The sequence below is a fragment of the Roseibium sp. HPY-6 genome (assembly GCF_040530035.1).
Taxonomy (GTDB): domain Bacteria; phylum Pseudomonadota; class Alphaproteobacteria; order Rhizobiales; family Stappiaceae; genus Roseibium.
This window is the reverse complement of the sequence record NZ_JBEWCD010000002.1, coordinates 950,393-965,065: the sequence shown is the minus strand read 5'-3', so window position 1 is coordinate 965,065 and position 14,673 is coordinate 950,393. Positions and strand designations below refer to the sequence as shown.

The 14,673-nt window shown below is 57.9% G+C and carries 14 protein-coding genes; all 14 read right to left on the bottom strand.

Features of this window, described 5'->3' with window-relative positions; translation table 11 throughout:
• Position 1: 1 nt before the first annotated feature.
• The 14 genes from hybE to ABVF61_RS15785 all read right to left on the bottom strand — a co-directional run bounded on the left by hybE (position 2) and on the right by ABVF61_RS15785 (position 14,645).
• Positions 2–805, bottom strand: a complete 804-nt coding sequence (gene hybE / locus ABVF61_RS15850; protein ID WP_353994502.1) for a [NiFe]-hydrogenase assembly chaperone HybE — start codon at positions 803–805, stop codon at positions 2–4.
• Positions 802–1,632 (bottom strand): hydrogenase expression/formation protein, encoded by an 831-nt coding sequence (locus ABVF61_RS15845; protein WP_353994501.1) that lies wholly within the window; start codon positions 1,630–1,632, stop codon positions 802–804. The genes hybE and ABVF61_RS15845 overlap by 4 nt, the downstream gene beginning before the upstream one ends.
• A 10-nt stretch (positions 1,633–1,642) precedes the next feature.
• Positions 1,643–2,026, bottom strand: a complete 384-nt coding sequence (locus tag ABVF61_RS15840) for a thioredoxin domain-containing protein (protein WP_353994500.1) — start codon at positions 2,024–2,026, stop codon at positions 1,643–1,645.
• Between the two features lie 12 nt (positions 2,027–2,038).
• On the bottom strand, positions 2,039–2,359 hold the full coding sequence (locus ABVF61_RS15835) for a HypC/HybG/HupF family hydrogenase formation chaperone (RefSeq protein WP_353994499.1): 321 nt from the start codon (positions 2,357–2,359) through the stop codon (positions 2,039–2,041).
• 4 nt (positions 2,360–2,363) lie between these two features.
• A complete protein-coding gene (locus ABVF61_RS15830) occupies positions 2,364–2,972 on the bottom strand; it encodes a HyaD/HybD family hydrogenase maturation endopeptidase (protein WP_353994498.1) in 609 nt (202 codons plus the stop codon).
• A 269-nt stretch (positions 2,973–3,241) separates the two neighbouring features.
• Positions 3,242–3,979, bottom strand: a complete 738-nt coding sequence (cybH, locus tag ABVF61_RS15825; RefSeq protein WP_353996444.1) for a Ni/Fe-hydrogenase, b-type cytochrome subunit — start codon at positions 3,977–3,979, stop codon at positions 3,242–3,244.
• Positions 3,980–3,997: 18 nt separating this feature from the next.
• The gene (locus tag ABVF61_RS15820; protein WP_353994497.1) at positions 3,998–4,204 is read right to left on the bottom strand and encodes a hypothetical protein; all 207 of its coding nucleotides are present in this window, start codon (positions 4,202–4,204) and stop codon (positions 3,998–4,000) included.
• An 11-nt stretch (positions 4,205–4,215) separates the two neighbouring features.
• Complete coding sequence (locus ABVF61_RS15815; protein WP_353994496.1) at positions 4,216–6,009, bottom strand: nickel-dependent hydrogenase large subunit; 1,794 nt, start codon at positions 6,007–6,009, stop codon at positions 4,216–4,218.
• A 3-nt stretch (positions 6,010–6,012) separates the two neighbouring features.
• The gene (locus ABVF61_RS15810) at positions 6,013–7,107 is read right to left on the bottom strand and encodes a hydrogenase small subunit (protein WP_353994495.1); all 1,095 of its coding nucleotides are present in this window, start codon (positions 7,105–7,107) and stop codon (positions 6,013–6,015) included.
• 222 nt (positions 7,108–7,329) lie between these two features.
• Positions 7,330–9,606 (bottom strand): carbamoyltransferase HypF, encoded by a 2,277-nt coding sequence (gene hypF / locus ABVF61_RS15805; protein WP_353994494.1) that lies wholly within the window; start codon positions 9,604–9,606, stop codon positions 7,330–7,332.
• A complete protein-coding gene (locus ABVF61_RS15800) occupies positions 9,591–11,024 on the bottom strand; it encodes a nickel-dependent hydrogenase large subunit (protein ID WP_353994493.1) in 1,434 nt (477 codons plus the stop codon). Before ABVF61_RS15800 ends, hypF begins: the two co-directional genes overlap by 16 nt.
• A complete protein-coding gene (locus ABVF61_RS15795) occupies positions 11,021–12,013 on the bottom strand; it encodes an NADH-quinone oxidoreductase subunit B family protein (RefSeq protein WP_353994492.1) in 993 nt (330 codons plus the stop codon). Before ABVF61_RS15795 ends, ABVF61_RS15800 begins: the two co-directional genes overlap by 4 nt.
• A complete protein-coding gene (locus tag ABVF61_RS15790; protein ID WP_353994491.1) occupies positions 12,010–13,335 on the bottom strand; it encodes a sensor histidine kinase in 1,326 nt (441 codons plus the stop codon). The genes ABVF61_RS15795 and ABVF61_RS15790 overlap by 4 nt, the downstream gene beginning before the upstream one ends.
• A 305-nt stretch (positions 13,336–13,640) precedes the next feature.
• Complete coding sequence (locus ABVF61_RS15785; RefSeq protein ID WP_353994490.1) at positions 13,641–14,645, bottom strand: hypothetical protein; 1,005 nt, start codon at positions 14,643–14,645, stop codon at positions 13,641–13,643.
• Between the last annotated feature and the right edge of the window lie 28 nt (positions 14,646–14,673).

The window sequence follows — 14,673 nt, the reverse complement described above, 5'->3', positions numbered from 1 at the left end:
TTCAGCTCTCCATCGTCGCGCCGGTCGAGAGGCCACCGGTGATCACCGCGCGCCGGGTCGGCACGAGCTCCGTGTCTGGTTTCCCACCTACTTCGTCAATTTCCGCCTGTTCAAGGTCTGTTTCGCGTGCCGCACGGATATCGGCGGACCGATCGGTCTCGGCGACGTTTTCAGGATCGAACAGCGCCACCATGACCGCGCGTGCAACGTCCACCGCCTGCATTTGCGTTTTGAAATCCCACATCGGCGAAAACAGGGAGCACGCCATATAGCTGCCCGTCATTTCACGCGCGTTGTGAATGAACTCGTAGTCGCCGGAGGGAAAGCTGATCACGTCCTTTGTTCCAGGCTTGATTTCATCCCAGCTTTCGTTTTCGGCGGGCAACAGGACAAGGTTCATGAACCACGGGGTCATCAACACACCGATTGGACGTTCGTTCCAGATCTGAAAACCGATCGCCTCGACGGAGAGCAGCTTGTTGACCATTGGAAGGTCCCGCATTCCGGCGTGCCAGACCTCACGGAAGTCCGCGACCAGACGCGATGCGACCTCGTCAAGCCGGCTGGCTTCAAGGACCGACGCGGCGCCGGGATCTTCAAGGACCATGAACTGTTCTTTTGGCGCACTGCAATTCGGGCAAGACCAATCGTCCGGCAAATTCACAAACGCGGTTCCAGGCTCGATCTGGCGATAGTCGTCTCCCTCCGCGGGATCATAGGGCGTCCAGCAGATCTTGCATTCCATGATCGCAGCATGGCTGATCTTGTTGGTGGCGCCCAGGAAGCTTCCCTCGAACCCGGTCATGCAATTGCCTCCAGGACTTTCAGGATCCTCGAGCCGCTGTCGGACAAATCCTCGGGCGCGGCCAAGGCTACTTCCGGAACATCGGTGACTTCAAACGTGTCCAGGATGAGCGTGTCCATGGAGTTAAAGAATTGCACACGCCACACGTGCTTCAGTGCTGTCGCTGTGATCCGGCAGTTGCCATATCCCCGTGAGAGTATGGTAACGGCTCCCTCGCCAAGGGCAGCGTCCAGCCACGCAAGATCTTCCTCCGTGTGTGGCAGCAGGGTCAGATTGATAACTTCAAGCGCGTCATCCCGGTCGAAATTGGATGACTTGTGGCACAACTCTGCCAGCAACGCCGGTGCGTTGATAACACCTTGGGCCTTCGGTGTCGCGTCAAGCTGCGCGCGCCGTGTGGGGCGGAAAGGGTCTTTCGTGACGCATCCAGGTATCGGACCAACTTCGACCGTTCGCAGGCCAACGCCGTTCAAACTCCAGACCCCGGCAAAAACGCTTTCCTGTACCGCGATGGCCGGAACGCCTCTTACTTTTGCGGCAACTTCGCCTTCTCCAAGCGTCTCCGAGATCAGGCTGATGTTTTCGGCATCAAGCGTGGAAAGGTCGAACCGGGCCGAGACACCGGAAGCACAGGCTTGCGCGACTTCGCGCAACAATGCCAGCGCCGGCGCCAGATCGTCCAGCGGGCCTTCGACTTCAGGAATGCGCGGCGCGTAGGCGCGCATGTCCTGGGGCATTGCCATGTAATCCAGTTTTTCATCACCTGCTTCGAGCGGCTGGGACCCTGGACCGAACCCGATCGGTGGTGTCAAGAAATTGCTGGACATGATCATTTCCTCATTCGGCGGCAACAGGTTCGACGATGAACTGGCTGATCCTCTGGACGTATTCCTGCCAATCACGGACTTTCGGTATCCCGCCGATCATCCGGCCCTGGCGATAGAAGATCAGGCTGGGCGTTTTCAGAACACCGGCATCTTCACGCACCTTGTACTCAATGGGCTCATCTACGACCGCGCAGTCGAATTGCCCTTGAAATGCCATCTGCAGTTCCGGAAGGATTACCGCGACATCCGGCGTTTCGAGGTTGCGTGCAGGATCACCTGGAACAAACAGGACATGGACACCCGGTGCTTCGGTAAATGCACTGAATTCATCCATCGTTGTCAGCTTAGGCCAACCGAAATCCGTAATCAGGCGAGTTATGAGTGGGTGGTTCATCAACGGTCCTCCTCAAGCCGTTGTGCGTCCGGCATCAAGCGCGGCTTGCAGATGGCTGGGTAAACTGGGTTCGGTCTCTTCGAGATCGGCAAAGGCGTTGCCGGCTGAGCCGCCGTTCATAACAGCGCTCAATCCCTCCAGCGCTGCCGAGATCTTTGCCGCTTCGTCAGCGCTTATGATTTCTCTCGCAGCTCCCAGGAAAGTCAGAACCCAATCGCCAACTACCGCGTCAGGCGTCAGCGACAAGTCGACCAGTTCCTGGTGTGAGCCACGTGACACATGGCCTGCTATGCCGTGGATCGCAAAGAGCTGCATTGGAATGCCAAGACACATCGGTTCAGCTGCCGTTCGGAAAGAAGCGATCGTCACCAATGCGGCAGGCGGCGTCTTCAGACGGGCGCCCGGTTTCATAGGCACCGCGCAAAATGGACGGGTCTGCCAGCAGCCGTGTATCGCCTTTTCCGGGGACGGCTTGAACACCGAGTTCTGATAGCTGCAGCAAGGCAATCTCGAGCGCCGGACCGATCTGCTCCGCAACGGAAGCGCGCAAGCCGCCTCCATAGTCTTCAAGCTCTTCCGGCTGGCAACCGATCAGAATGAGCGTTTCAGGGCAGTAGCCCATCAACCGGGCGGTCGCGATCACGTCCTGAAATCCGGTCTGGTGCAGGGACATCTTCTTGGCGCCCATGAAACTGGGTACCTCATCGCCTTCCACGATCTTCAAGGTGCCGGGGGCAAGCCCGTAATCAATCGCATCAAAGACAAGAAGGATATCGGCAGTCTCAAGAAATGGAAGCAGGTAGAGCCCCTGCGTACCGCCATCCAGAAGCTTCACGTTTTGGTCGAAAGTCCAGTTGTCTGCCAGAGCTTCGACGCACCGTACGCCAAACCCCTCGTCGGCCCATAGGACATTCCCGATGCCAAGAACGAGCACCTGTGCCGTCATGAATTCCTCCCTCAAAAACTGGAAACTTGCTTTCCAATTTTTCTCAAACCAAGCGTAAGACTTCTGGTTTCGGGAGCAAATGACATTTCTCAAAATTCCAGATTTTCTCTAAATATCTGTATTTAATCATATTTTTTCAAAAGGGCGCTCCAACTCTCAAACCTGAGTGAAAACAAACCTTCCAATTCGATTTCCCGGTGAAAGCTTACCTTACAAACAAAAAAGCAGGCCCGATGACCTGCTTTTCTGAAGATGTCACTTGGTTCAGGTCAGTTCGGCCTGTCGTCCTTGAAGGTTCGGTGTCCCGAAATCATGGTCGACACGATCGATTGACGGCTCATGATGTCTTCACGAACGGCCACATAGATATGGATGATCATGAAGATCACGATCCACCACATGCCGAGATGGTGATAGGTATGCACCAGCATGCTGTTGCCGCCGAACAGAGTGAAAACCCAGCCGAACATAATGTCCGCCCAGCTGCCGTGGCCCAGACCCTCGCCATAAAGGGCGAACCCGGTGATGATCATGAAGCTCACACCAATGGTGATGAAACAGAACATCGTCAGTTGTGCCAGCGGGTTGTGGCCGACATATTTCTTGGGCTCTTTTTCCAGAAAGAGGTACCAGCGCACCTCGAACCAGACTTCGCGCCACCAGGTGCTGCTCAAAAGCGGCAGATAAAACAACTGGCGTGCGTGATGGTTTCCGAAAATTGCCCAGTAGATGCGGCCTAGAAAGCCGATCGCCAGAACCCAGCCCGCCGCGAAATGGACGAACCGGATATAGCCGAAAACGAACTGGTTTGTTGCCTCGGCAATTTCCATAGTCGGCGGCGGAGACCCGATGAGGTATCCGGTCAGGCACAAAACCATGATCGCCGCAGCGTTGATCCAATGCCACATTCGCACCGGAGCCTCATAGACATAGACGCTGGTTTGCCGGCTGGTGTGGGAACGGTCTTCAGAGTCGGCGTGCGTTCCGGCAAGCGGATCGGTCGACATGTCAGCCATGAGGCCCTCCTATGATTGGGTCCGCGAAGCAAGCAGTCGACGAAGCAGCGCGTATACGCCCACACCGAACAAAAGCCCGCCGAGCATCAGCATCAGAAGATGGTCGGCTGACGCAAACCAATGCGCGTCACCCATGGTTCTGGCCTCTTCGTGGCCGCCATGTGCCGTCGCCGCCGTGCTGGCAAGGGCAAAAACAATCAATGCAGCGAATCTCATTGCGCTTCTCCTCAGCGAACTTTCACGGTGGTGAGCTCCTCGCCATCCGGCGACATCACGTGCGTGGAACAGGCAAGGCAGGGATCGAAACTGTGCAGCGTGCGCAGGATTTCGACCGGTTCCTCCGGGCGTTCCATCTTGGTGTTCATGAGGCTTGCCTCGAATGCGCCTATGTTGCCCTGGCTGTCGCGGGGCGAGCCGTTCCAGGTGGTCGGAACGACGCACTGGTAGTTCTCGATCCGAGCATCCTTGATCTTTACCCAATGGCCGAGTGCACCGCGCGGCGCTTCGGTCATGCCGACGCCCTTGGCTTCCTTGGGCCATTTTGACGGATCCCACTTGGCAACGTTTGCTGTACTTTCATCGCCGTTCTTGATGTTGGTCATCAGCTTGTCGAAGAAATGCTTCTGCAGTCGTCCGCAGTATTCGCTTTCCAGCGCTCGCGCTGCCGTCCGCCCGAGGGTGGAGAACAAGGCATCGACCGGCAGATCCATGGTTCTGAGAAGTCCGTTAACCTGGTTGGAAATGTCTTCGTGCCCACTGGCGTAGCCCACGATGTAACGGGCAAGCGGCCCGACCTCCATGGCATTGCCGCGCCAGCGAGGCGCCTTGATCCAGGAATATTTTGCGCTTTCGTCGATCTGCTTGATATTGGTCCTGCTGCCCTTGAGGTTCGGACCGAGTTCGAACTTCGCCTCGGTTTCGCCTTCCCAGGGATGCAGACCTTTGCCAGCTTCACCATAGTCGTACCAGCTGTGATCGACGAACTCCTGGACCTGTTCCGGATCCCGGACATCCACATCATGAACTGTTGTAAGATCGCCATCGACAATTGCGCCGCGCGGCAGGTAGAGCTGCTCCGCAGAGAAGTCGTTGGCATGTTCGGGAATGTCGCCATAGGCCAGAACGGCCTTGGAACTGAGGCCGCCGCCATAAAGCCAGTTCTTGTAGAAACCGCCGATGGCAACGACGTCCGGCAGATAGACGTTCTTGTTGAACTCGATGCACTTGTCGATGATGGAGCTAACCAGGTTCAGCCGCTCCATGTTGATCGCTCCGACAGCACCTGTTGAATGCACATTGATCGGACAGGGAACACCGCCAACCAGCCAGTTAGGGTGCGGGTTCTTGCCGCCGAAGATCGTATGGACCTTGACGACTTCCTTCTGAAGATCCAGCGCTTCGAGATAGTGGGTGGTCGCCATCAGGTCAGCTTCAGGCGGCAGCAAATAGGCAGGATTGTCCCAATAGCCGTTCTTGAACAGCCCAAGCTGACCGCTTTCGACAAACTGTTTAAGCCGGTTCTGCACGTCCCGGAAATATCCGGGCGACGATAGTGGATGACTTGGCGAGACGGCTTGCTGCAGCTCGCTGGTCGCCTTGGGATCCGCACGCAGGGCGTTCACCGGATTGACCCAGTCCAGAGCATGCAGGTGATAAAAATGCACGATATGGTCATGGATCTGCAGGTTGAGCTGCATCATGTTGCGGATCGAATTGGCATTGTCGGGGATGGTAATGCCGAGTGCGTCCTCGACCGCGCGCACCGAAGTCAGGGCGTGCGTGCCCGTGCACACACCGCAGATCCTTTCGGTGAACGCCCAGGCATCGCGTGGATCGCGGCCCTTGAGAATGACCTCTAGGCCGCGCCACATGGTGCCAGTCGAGACGGCATTGCGAATATAGCCCTCGTCGTCGACATTCACTTCGCAACGCATGTGGCCTTCGATCCGGGTGACCGGGTCGACCACGATCCGCTGACCAGAGGTGTCGAGATTGAAGCCGTTTGGTGTCTGGACAACCATGGATCAGGCCTCCTCTTTGCTGGGTTGTGACTGGGTTTTCTTCTGGGCGGTCTTGAGGGCGGAAACTGCGGCGTGCGCGGCGACACCGGCGCCAACCACGCCAGCGGCGGCGAAACCGACCTGATCAGCGTTGGACTCCACACCAAACTGTGTCAGATCGGTCACGCGGTCGTAGAATGCTCCCTGATCCCAGAAACCGTCTTCAGAACAGCCGATGCAACCGTGCCCCGACTGGATCGGGAAGCTGACGCCGTCGTTCCAGCGGATTGTGGAACAGGCGTTGTAGGTTGTCGGCCCCTTACAACCCATCTTGTAGAGGCAGTAGCCTTTCCTGGCATATTCATCATCCCACTCCTCGACGAACTGACCGGCGTCGAAATGGGGCCGGCGGTAACACTTGTCGTGGATGCGCTGCCCGTAGAACATCGCCGGACGGCCTTGCCGGTCGAGTTCAGGCAAGCGGTCGAACGTGAGCATGTAGGTGATAACACCTGTCATGACCTCCGCGATCGGCGGACATCCGGGGACCTTGATGATTGGCTTGTCCAGGATGACCTTGTGCACGGGCGTCGCCTGCGTCGGGTTTGGCTTGGCGGCCTGAACGCACCCATAGGACGCACATGCCCCCCAGCTGATGATCGCCTTGGCGTCCTTGGCCGCGTAGCGCAGCTTTTCCACGAATGGCTTGCCGCCCGTGATACAGAACATTCCGTCTTCGTTCAGCGGCGGATTGCCCTCGACAGCAAGGATGTACTCGCCCTTGTATTTCTGGATGGTGTCTTCAAATGCAGCTTCAGCGGCGTGCCCTGCCGCCGCCATAAGGGTGTCGTCGTAATCGAGACTGATCATCGACAACACCACGTCCTTTGCCAGCGGGTGCGCGGACCGGATGAAGCTCTCGGAACAACAGGTGCATTCCAGGCCGTGCACCCAGATGACAGGCGTACGCTGTTTGGTCTCCATGGCGTGAGCAATCTTGGGCACGAACGCAGGTCCAAGCCCCAACGCCGAGGCCGTCAGCGCACAGTATTTCATGAAGCTGCGCCGGGTAATACCTTGCCGGCGCATCACATCGTAAAAGGTTTCAACGTCGGCCACGAATATCTCCTCCAGCAGCGACTTCGGAAGCCGTCCCTTCCTGACGGCATCTTTCATCGCAGGAGACTGATATGCCTTCCACGTCGTTTCAAAGGTTTCACCGACCCATAAGCAGAAAAAAATTATCTTCTTAATTTCAGATAGATATCTGAAATTCACCCGACATTTCGGAAAGTTGATTGGTTGATGAGTAACCGGTCGTTTCGCGGATTGGCAGCTTAATTACCGCCCTGAAACCGAACGTGCCGCAGCGATCAGCGCCTGGCCCATTGCGAGGCCGCCGTCGTTTGCTGGTACGCTGCGATGAAGCATGACCGGAACATCCCCGAGCGCCGACATGAAGGCACTCTGCAACGTGGCGTTCTGGAAGCACCCACCCGACAACGCGACCGCTTGGGCTTCACCCGCGGAGACCAGCGACACGGCAGGCGCGGCGAATGCCTTGGCGAGACCGGCATGAAACCGTGCAGCGATGGCGGCGGCAGATATGCCCTTTTCAAGGTCATCAACGATACACTCAAACAAGGGCCCGGTTGTGAGAAGATCGCCCTGTCGACCGAACGGATACGGCTTTTGAAGGTATTCCGGCGCCATTGTTGCCAGTGCCTCGAGGCGCATGGCGGCTTCGCCCTCGAAGCTCTGGGCATCCGGACAAAGCCCGAGCACGGCAGCGACGGCATCAAACAGTCTGCCTGCGCTGCTCGACGGCAAGGAATTCATTCGCGCCGCAGCAGCCTGGCGGATCAGGTCGACAGGCTGTTCAGCGAACAATCGATCTGAAGCGTCTGCAAGTCCCGCCATGTCGAGGCGCATCACAGCGTTGCGCCAGGGCTGGCGCTGTGCTGCATCGCCGCCAACGAGACATGCAGGCTCCAGCGAGAGAACGCGGCGGAACGTGCAATAGTCTCCAACCAGCAGTTCACCGCCCCAAATGGTTCCATCGGTGCCCAGCCCCAAACCATCCAGAATGATCCCGGCAACCGCACCGCTTTCAAGAGGCCAGGCGTTGTCGCTCATGCACGACGCAAGATGAGCGTGATGATGCTGAACAGCCACGAGGGGCCTTTGTCCTGCACGGCGCAGCGCATGTTGCGAGGATTGATATCCGTCATGCAGGTCGCAGGCAAACACATCAGGGTCATGGTCAAACAGCGCTGCGTAATCGGCATCGGCCTTGCAGAATTCATCGAATGTAAGAGCCTCGTCGAGATCACCCAGATGATGCGACAGCAGCGCCTGCCCGTTCTTGAGCAGGCAGATCGCCGACTTCAGATGTCCACCGAAGGCAGTCGTTTGGGGCACGTCCTCGAACCCTTCAGGAAGAGGCAGCGTTGTGGGCACCCGTCCGCGAGCGCGACGCAACGTCATGGGACCGTGAGGTGTCACCTGTTCGACACTGTCGTCGAGACGGCGCTCGATGTCGCGATTATGCATTAGAAAACCATCGACAATGGCGCGGAGTTTTTCGCGCGCCTCCTCATTGCCGATCACCTGCGGCTCGCCAGACACGTTTCCCGATGTCATTACCAACGGGCGCCCGACTGCCTCCATCAGAAGATGATGGAGTGGCGTGTAGGGCAGCATCCACCCCAATCGGACCTGGCCGGGCGCAAGGTTCCAGGGCAACAGGTTCGCCGTCGGCAGCAGCACGATCGGCGCAGCCGGATCGTAAAGCAGGTCGTTGGAAGCCGGGTCGGTCACCGCATATCGCGCGATTTCCTGATGCCGCCCCATAAGGGCAAGCGGTTTGGCCGGACGATGCTTTCTCTCCCTGAGCTTAGCGATGGCCATTTCGTTTGTCGCATCGCAGGCCAGATGAAAGCCCCCAAGCCCCTTAATCGCAAGAATATCCCCTTGCAACAGTCTTTCCGCTGCGCGGTCAATTGCATCCTTGTCACTGTGAACCCCGCCATGTTCAAGCCAAAGCTGCGGACCGCAACTGGCGCAAGCGATGGGTTGTGCATGAAATCTGCGATCTGCGGGATCGGCATACTCGCGGGCACAATCGCTGCACATCTCAAAAGAGGCCATCGATGTCATTTGCCGATCGTAGGGCATCCTCCTCAGGATCGTGAACCGTGGTCCGCAATGGGTGCAGTTCGTGAAGGCATAGCCGCGCCGTCGCGGGTCGCTTCCGAAGATGTCGGCGACGCATGACGCACACGTTGCCGCGTCCGGCGTCACCCGGGTGTCGGTGCCGTGTCCTTCACTTTTGACGATCCGGAATTCCTCCGGCGGCTCGCAAAAGTCAAATGGCTGATGCTCAATCCCATCGATACGGGCGAGTGGCGGCGTCTCGCTTTCCAGCGCGGCGAGAAAATCGGGAATTGCAACGCCAACCGCGTGAATGAGAACGCCTTCCGGGTCGTTCAGCACAGTGCCCTTGATGTTGAAGCGCTGCGCGAGCTGCCAGACGAAGGGTCGAAATCCGACGCCTTGGACCTGACCGCGAACCCGGATGCGCACGCCTTCCTGCATCGCGGTCAGTGCACCGTGCAAACCATGCAGGGATCAAAGCTGCGCACGATGTGCTGCACCGAGAGCGGGGTTTCCTCGTCGTCTCCGACGACCGCGCCCTCGAGAGCGGCCTCCACCGGTCCGGGCTGGCCCCTCCTGTCGCGCGGACTGAAGTTCCAGGTCGTCGGCGCAATAATCTGATAGCCCGCAATGCGACCGTTTTCGATCTGGATCCAGTGTCCCAGAGCACCCCGGGCAGCTTCAACCAAGCCTTCGCCCTGGCCGTGCTCCGGCAAGCTCGAACTTTCCATGAAAACCGCTTCGGGTGTGATTGCCGACGCCCATTGTTCCAACAGGAGCTGCGTTCGCGCGATCTCAAGCAACCGTCCGGCGACCCTTGCAAGCACGCTCGATCCGTTGGCTGCAAGGTCCAGAGCTGCCGGGTGGCCATCAACAACCTGCCTCGCGAAAGCGCCCGTTTCGACCGCATTACCCGCCAGTCGCGGCGCTTTACACCAGCTGTAAGCCGGATCTTTCATGTCTTCGTCCGGTATTGTCTGACCCTTAAATGGATGGTTTTCATCGCCAAGCATCCAAGCGTGGCTCAGGTCTTCCCGAATATCTTCCGTTGTGACAGGTGATAATTCGCCGTTCTCCCAGACACCGGGGCCGAATGTGCGGCCTTCCGGCAACGGATAAGCTCCGTAGGACAGATACCGGCCCGGACCGAAGCCCAATTTTTCCAGTTCCAGGTCGGCCGCGATCTCCATAAAGAGACCGGCATCGCCCGTCGACCACGTGCTGATCGCATCAGCACCAGCCAACTCGACAAAAGCCTCGATCGGTGCGCCAAAGAGCTCGGCCTCCAGATAGCGGCGGAATGCCGTCAAGGTGCTGAGGATACGAATACGGTCGCGCGCGCTCGGCGCACGGGTTACGCCACCGGGTTGAATGGCCAGGGTGTGCGGCCACTTGCCTCCCAGCAGGCCGACAATGTGCAAGAGCTGCGCACGCGCTTCAACCGCCTGTCTGACCGCCGAACCCTGCATGGCGGTAAACCGTTTGAGCGCTTGCGGATGCCAGGATCTTTCCGCGTAGGCGGGCCGGGCAAAATCGGCCGCGAAGAACAGGTTGAAGTGTGTCAGGTGATCGCAGAGGTTTTCAATGCCATGCAACAGGGCTGCCACAAGCGCTCCCTGCGGCGCCGGCTGAGACCCTGCTGCGTCTCCAAGCGCGGCGGCGGCAGCGGCGGACTGGCTAATGGAACAAATGCCGCATATGCGCGGCGTGATCGTCAACGCGTCGGATGGTACCTTGCCCAACATCATTGGCTCGAACCCGCGATAGAGCGGGGAGTTGGCGTAAGCAGCGACCACCTTGTTATCAACAACTTCCAGCCGGATCTCCAAATCGCCCTCGACCCTATTGAAGGGGCCAACCAGCAAATTCCGACCGCTCATGTCTTGCCTGCCTTTTGCTTCGGCGGGACCTTTATCCGGTCGGAAACTGCATTACGGGCAATCCTGTCTGGTGTGGCCGCCTTTGAAAGGGAGGCCAGCGCCATGAACCACGCCTTTGGCATATCGGAAGGCAGTCCGACCGGAATTCCGGCGAATTTCGGTGTTTCGGTGAAGGCGTGATTTGGTTCCTCAAACTCAGGCGCCGTGCAATTAATGCAAGGATATCCGGCCCGCGTACATGATCCCTCGCCGTTCCAGCCTCTGATATTGCAATCGCCGACGGCTTGTGTACCGACGCAGCCAAGATTTTCCATCATGCAGCCCATTTCACTAAGCCTGGTCGCGCTGGCCTTGTATTCGTAAAACTCGTTTTTCGGGCAGGCATGGTGAACCAGATGTTCGGCGTAGAATTTCGGCCGGGCAAGCGTGTCGAGATCAGCGGCACTCAAAGAGCCGGAGGCCAAAAGCATCAGCGTTTCGGTGACCCAGTCGGGATGGGTCGGGCATCCGGCCACGTTGATGACAGGCAACCCGCTGCGGGACCGAAAATCCGCCGGCAGCGCCCCCCCGTTATGATGCCCGTCATACTGCACACCGATCGCGGAGGCCGGATTGCCGCCGGCGGACGTGATGCCGCCATATGCGGCACAGGTTCCAACGGCGACAACGTGTTGCGCCTTTTGTGCCAGGTTTCGCACCCAATCCAGCATCGACCGGCCGGTACCGGACAGCATGTGAAAGCGGCCCGTTCCCCTGGGGCCCGTCACGATGGACCCTTCGACGCATAGAACGTCCAGCGGAACCTCGCTGCTTTCGACCTGTTCCAGAAGGCGGCGGACGGCTGCGCCTGTTTCTTCAGACAGCGCCGGGTGCCACAGGAATTCGATCCCCGCCCCTTCCAGCAAATCGAAGACATTTGGGGCTTCGGCGCACAAAAGGGACATGGTGCAGCCACCGCAACCGGCTGACTGAAGCCAAAGGACATTCATGAGTTCGGCTTTCTCTGCAATTTGAGGCAAAAACAGCTTCCACGGTCCCCGGAGCTGCACAGCGTAAGGTCACCGCCATGCTCTTGTGCAATCTTGTGCGAGATCGACAGGCCGAGACCTGTGCCTTCGCCGACCGGCTTTGTTGTAAAGAATGGATCGAAAACCGATGGCTGGATATCTTTGGGTATCCCGGGGCCGTTGTCGCAGACGGCAAGGACAGCCCAGTCGCCCTCAATCCGGTGTGTGAGCGTAATCTCGGGATCAACGGTCTCGGACAGAGCATCGATCGCATTCTGCACGAGGTTCATGACGATCTGTTGCACGTGTCCGGGATTGCCATATGCCACGGGAGCGTCGCCTTCTTCGAACACTATGCTTACGGGGGTCTTGGTGCCACGCGCAACCCAGTCAACTGCAAGGCGGGTCGTGGTTACCAGGTCGAAATCCACCAGATCGCCGCCGCCATCTGCCGACAAACGGCGCAGATCCTCCACGATGTCCCGCACCCGTTCAGCGCCGTCCTTGGCCCCCGTGATCGCGGTTCTGAGGTTCGCGACGGCCCGATCCAGTCTGAGTTCCTGGCGCAACGCGATCAGGTCTTCGCGCGGCGCACCCTCCGTCACCGCATTGAAATAGGTTTCCAGCTTGGTTGCTGACTTTTCCAGTGCGTGCGTATTTGCATAGACGAAGCTGATCGGATTGTTCAATTCGTGGGCAACGCCTGCAACAAGCCGGCCAAGGCCCGCCATTTTTTCATTGCGCACGAGTTGCGCCTGCGTTTCCTTAAGCGTTGCGTGACTTGACTCAAGTTCCGAGTAGGCGCGACGCAACTCCCCCAGTGGACGCCCGACAATGACCGCGCCGACGCTCTTGCCGCGCTCATTCAACCGCGGCGCGATGCTGAGTTCCAGCGGCGAAGCGCCGTCTGCCGTCACGATGTCGATCTCGACCATCGCGCGTTCATGCGTCGAGATCGCGCGCTCGATTGTTTCCCGGAAGATGTGAAGCGAATCCGGATGAACCAGATCATCGAAGGACTTGCCGGACCAGGTCTTTGAGGTTCCGTGTACCAACCGGTCGAACGATCCGCCCGTTTGCTCGATCATGTGCCCTCGGTCGATCACGACGAGCACATCGGAGACCGAACTCATGACCGAGCTCAAAAACCGGCGCAATTCTTCGAGCTGACTGTTTTTCTCTTCAAGTTGTTCCTGATAGGCCACAAGTTCGGAGTAGGTCTGGTCGACCGCTTCCAGAACTTTCGTCCAGGCGTTGTCGCTAAACTCAAATCCTGGGTCTGCATCTTCGGAACGGTGCATCATGTCTTTCCGGGACGATTTAATATCCTTGATCGAGTCTGGAGAGAGTATCGCTCAAAACGCAGTTCAAGCAAATGCCCCGCGCTGCGGCACAAAGACGGCCGCAACAGGTCACTTTCGCAAAACGTTGCCCGGTAGCGTTCAACCCGAGAACGCCACTGATCTGTTCTTTGGAGAACCAGGATCGATTTATCGTCTGTATCCTTCAAATGGGAACAGACGAACCTCAAAACGAGGAGTTATCAGGGGAACACATTACCCAGAAGCCACAATGACGTTCGCCATCATCGTTAGTCGGACCAATAAATCTAATCCGACGCCGCCTCTTTCAGAACCGTCTCTGTGATGGTGCTGTCATCTTCAAGAGAGCGGATGGACGCAATGCCTTTTTTCTCCAGGGTCGCATGATAGGCGCTGACAGCCTCCAGAGGCGTTAAATGACCGTCCGCAACAAGGCGCATGTGATGAACAATGTCGGTCTGGCTTTCCGCCAGGTTGATTTTGCGGCCAAAAAGCGCAACACGAGCCCCATATTTTTCAGCCTGATAGAGCAGTTCGAAAGTATCGCGGTGAGTTCCGGCGCCGCCACCGAGTACGCCGACCACCAGCTGTGGATCGTATGAGACAAGTTCTTCCAGTGCGGCGGGACCGTTGAACGGATATTTGAGGAATTGCGGACGCTTGTCCTTCAAAACGCCTGACAGGCAACGGGCCAGATTGTCATTCACAAACCGCCCGACGAACTCCGGGGCAATGCCGCATTCAATGTTCGGATTGAACACTTCCAGGAAATACTTGATGCCGTTTGCTGCAGCATCCTCCCGGAACTCGGCGAATGCCTCAAGCCCACGCGCGTCTTCGTCGATGTCGTTGACGAAGGTGATTGAATAAAGACCAAGGTCTGAAAGCCCTGCCGCGGCAATGTCTTTCAAAACCGCAGTTCGGAAAGGCCTTGAGGGACCGAGTTTTCCGTAGCCGTTCGGGCGCGCTCCCCAAATATCGCTGGTGTCGTTCGCGCGGAAAACGGGCTTTACGGCGCTGTTTTCATAAACGCCTGCTTCCGACAGCAATTCAAGATTTGAGGCTGATGTCAGCATTATATCCACTTCGTCCGCGCGCACGATTTCGGCAATGACCTCGAGAAATTCAGCACGTGTGCGAAAGCGGACGAATTCGCCTTGTTCATTCAAGATCGGGCCGGTTGCGGGGATCGGGTTGGACATGTCACCGTCCTTCGCATCGGCGATTATGAAATCACCTTTGGCGTATTGGCCGGCGCGGATTTTAGCGAGTTTGGTATCGAGGCGGTACATGAAGGCTCCTAACAAGGTCGCTATTCGA

Excerpts from the sequence above, each read along its gene's own strand:
- hybE (WP_353994502.1), bottom strand. The coding sequence starts at position 805 with ATGACCGGGTTCGAGGGAAGCTTCCTGGGCGCCACCAACAAGATCAGC.
- ABVF61_RS15845 (WP_353994501.1), bottom strand. The coding sequence starts at position 1,632 with ATGTCCAGCAATTTCTTGACACCACCGATCGGGTTCGGTCCAGGGTCC.
- ABVF61_RS15840 (WP_353994500.1), bottom strand. The coding sequence starts at position 2,026 with ATGAACCACCCACTCATAACTCGCCTGATTACGGATTTCGGTTGGCCT.
- ABVF61_RS15835 (WP_353994499.1), bottom strand. The coding sequence starts at position 2,359 with ATGTGTCTTGGCATTCCAATGCAGCTCTTTGCGATCCACGGCATAGCA.
- ABVF61_RS15830 (WP_353994498.1), bottom strand. The coding sequence starts at position 2,972 with ATGACGGCACAGGTGCTCGTTCTTGGCATCGGGAATGTCCTATGGGCC.
- cybH (WP_353996444.1), bottom strand. The coding sequence starts at position 3,979 with ATGTCGACCGATCCGCTTGCCGGAACGCACGCCGACTCTGAAGACCGT.
- ABVF61_RS15820 (WP_353994497.1), bottom strand. The coding sequence starts at position 4,204 with ATGAGATTCGCTGCATTGATTGTTTTTGCCCTTGCCAGCACGGCGGCG.
- ABVF61_RS15815 (WP_353994496.1), bottom strand. The coding sequence starts at position 6,009 with ATGGTTGTCCAGACACCAAACGGCTTCAATCTCGACACCTCTGGTCAG.
- ABVF61_RS15800 (WP_353994493.1), bottom strand. The coding sequence starts at position 11,024 with ATGAGCGGTCGGAATTTGCTGGTTGGCCCCTTCAATAGGGTCGAGGGC.
- ABVF61_RS15795 (WP_353994492.1), bottom strand. The coding sequence starts at position 12,013 with ATGAATGTCCTTTGGCTTCAGTCAGCCGGTTGCGGTGGCTGCACCATG.
- ABVF61_RS15790 (WP_353994491.1), bottom strand. The coding sequence starts at position 13,335 with ATGATGCACCGTTCCGAAGATGCAGACCCAGGATTTGAGTTTAGCGAC.
- ABVF61_RS15785 (WP_353994490.1), bottom strand. The coding sequence starts at position 14,645 with ATGTACCGCCTCGATACCAAACTCGCTAAAATCCGCGCCGGCCAATAC.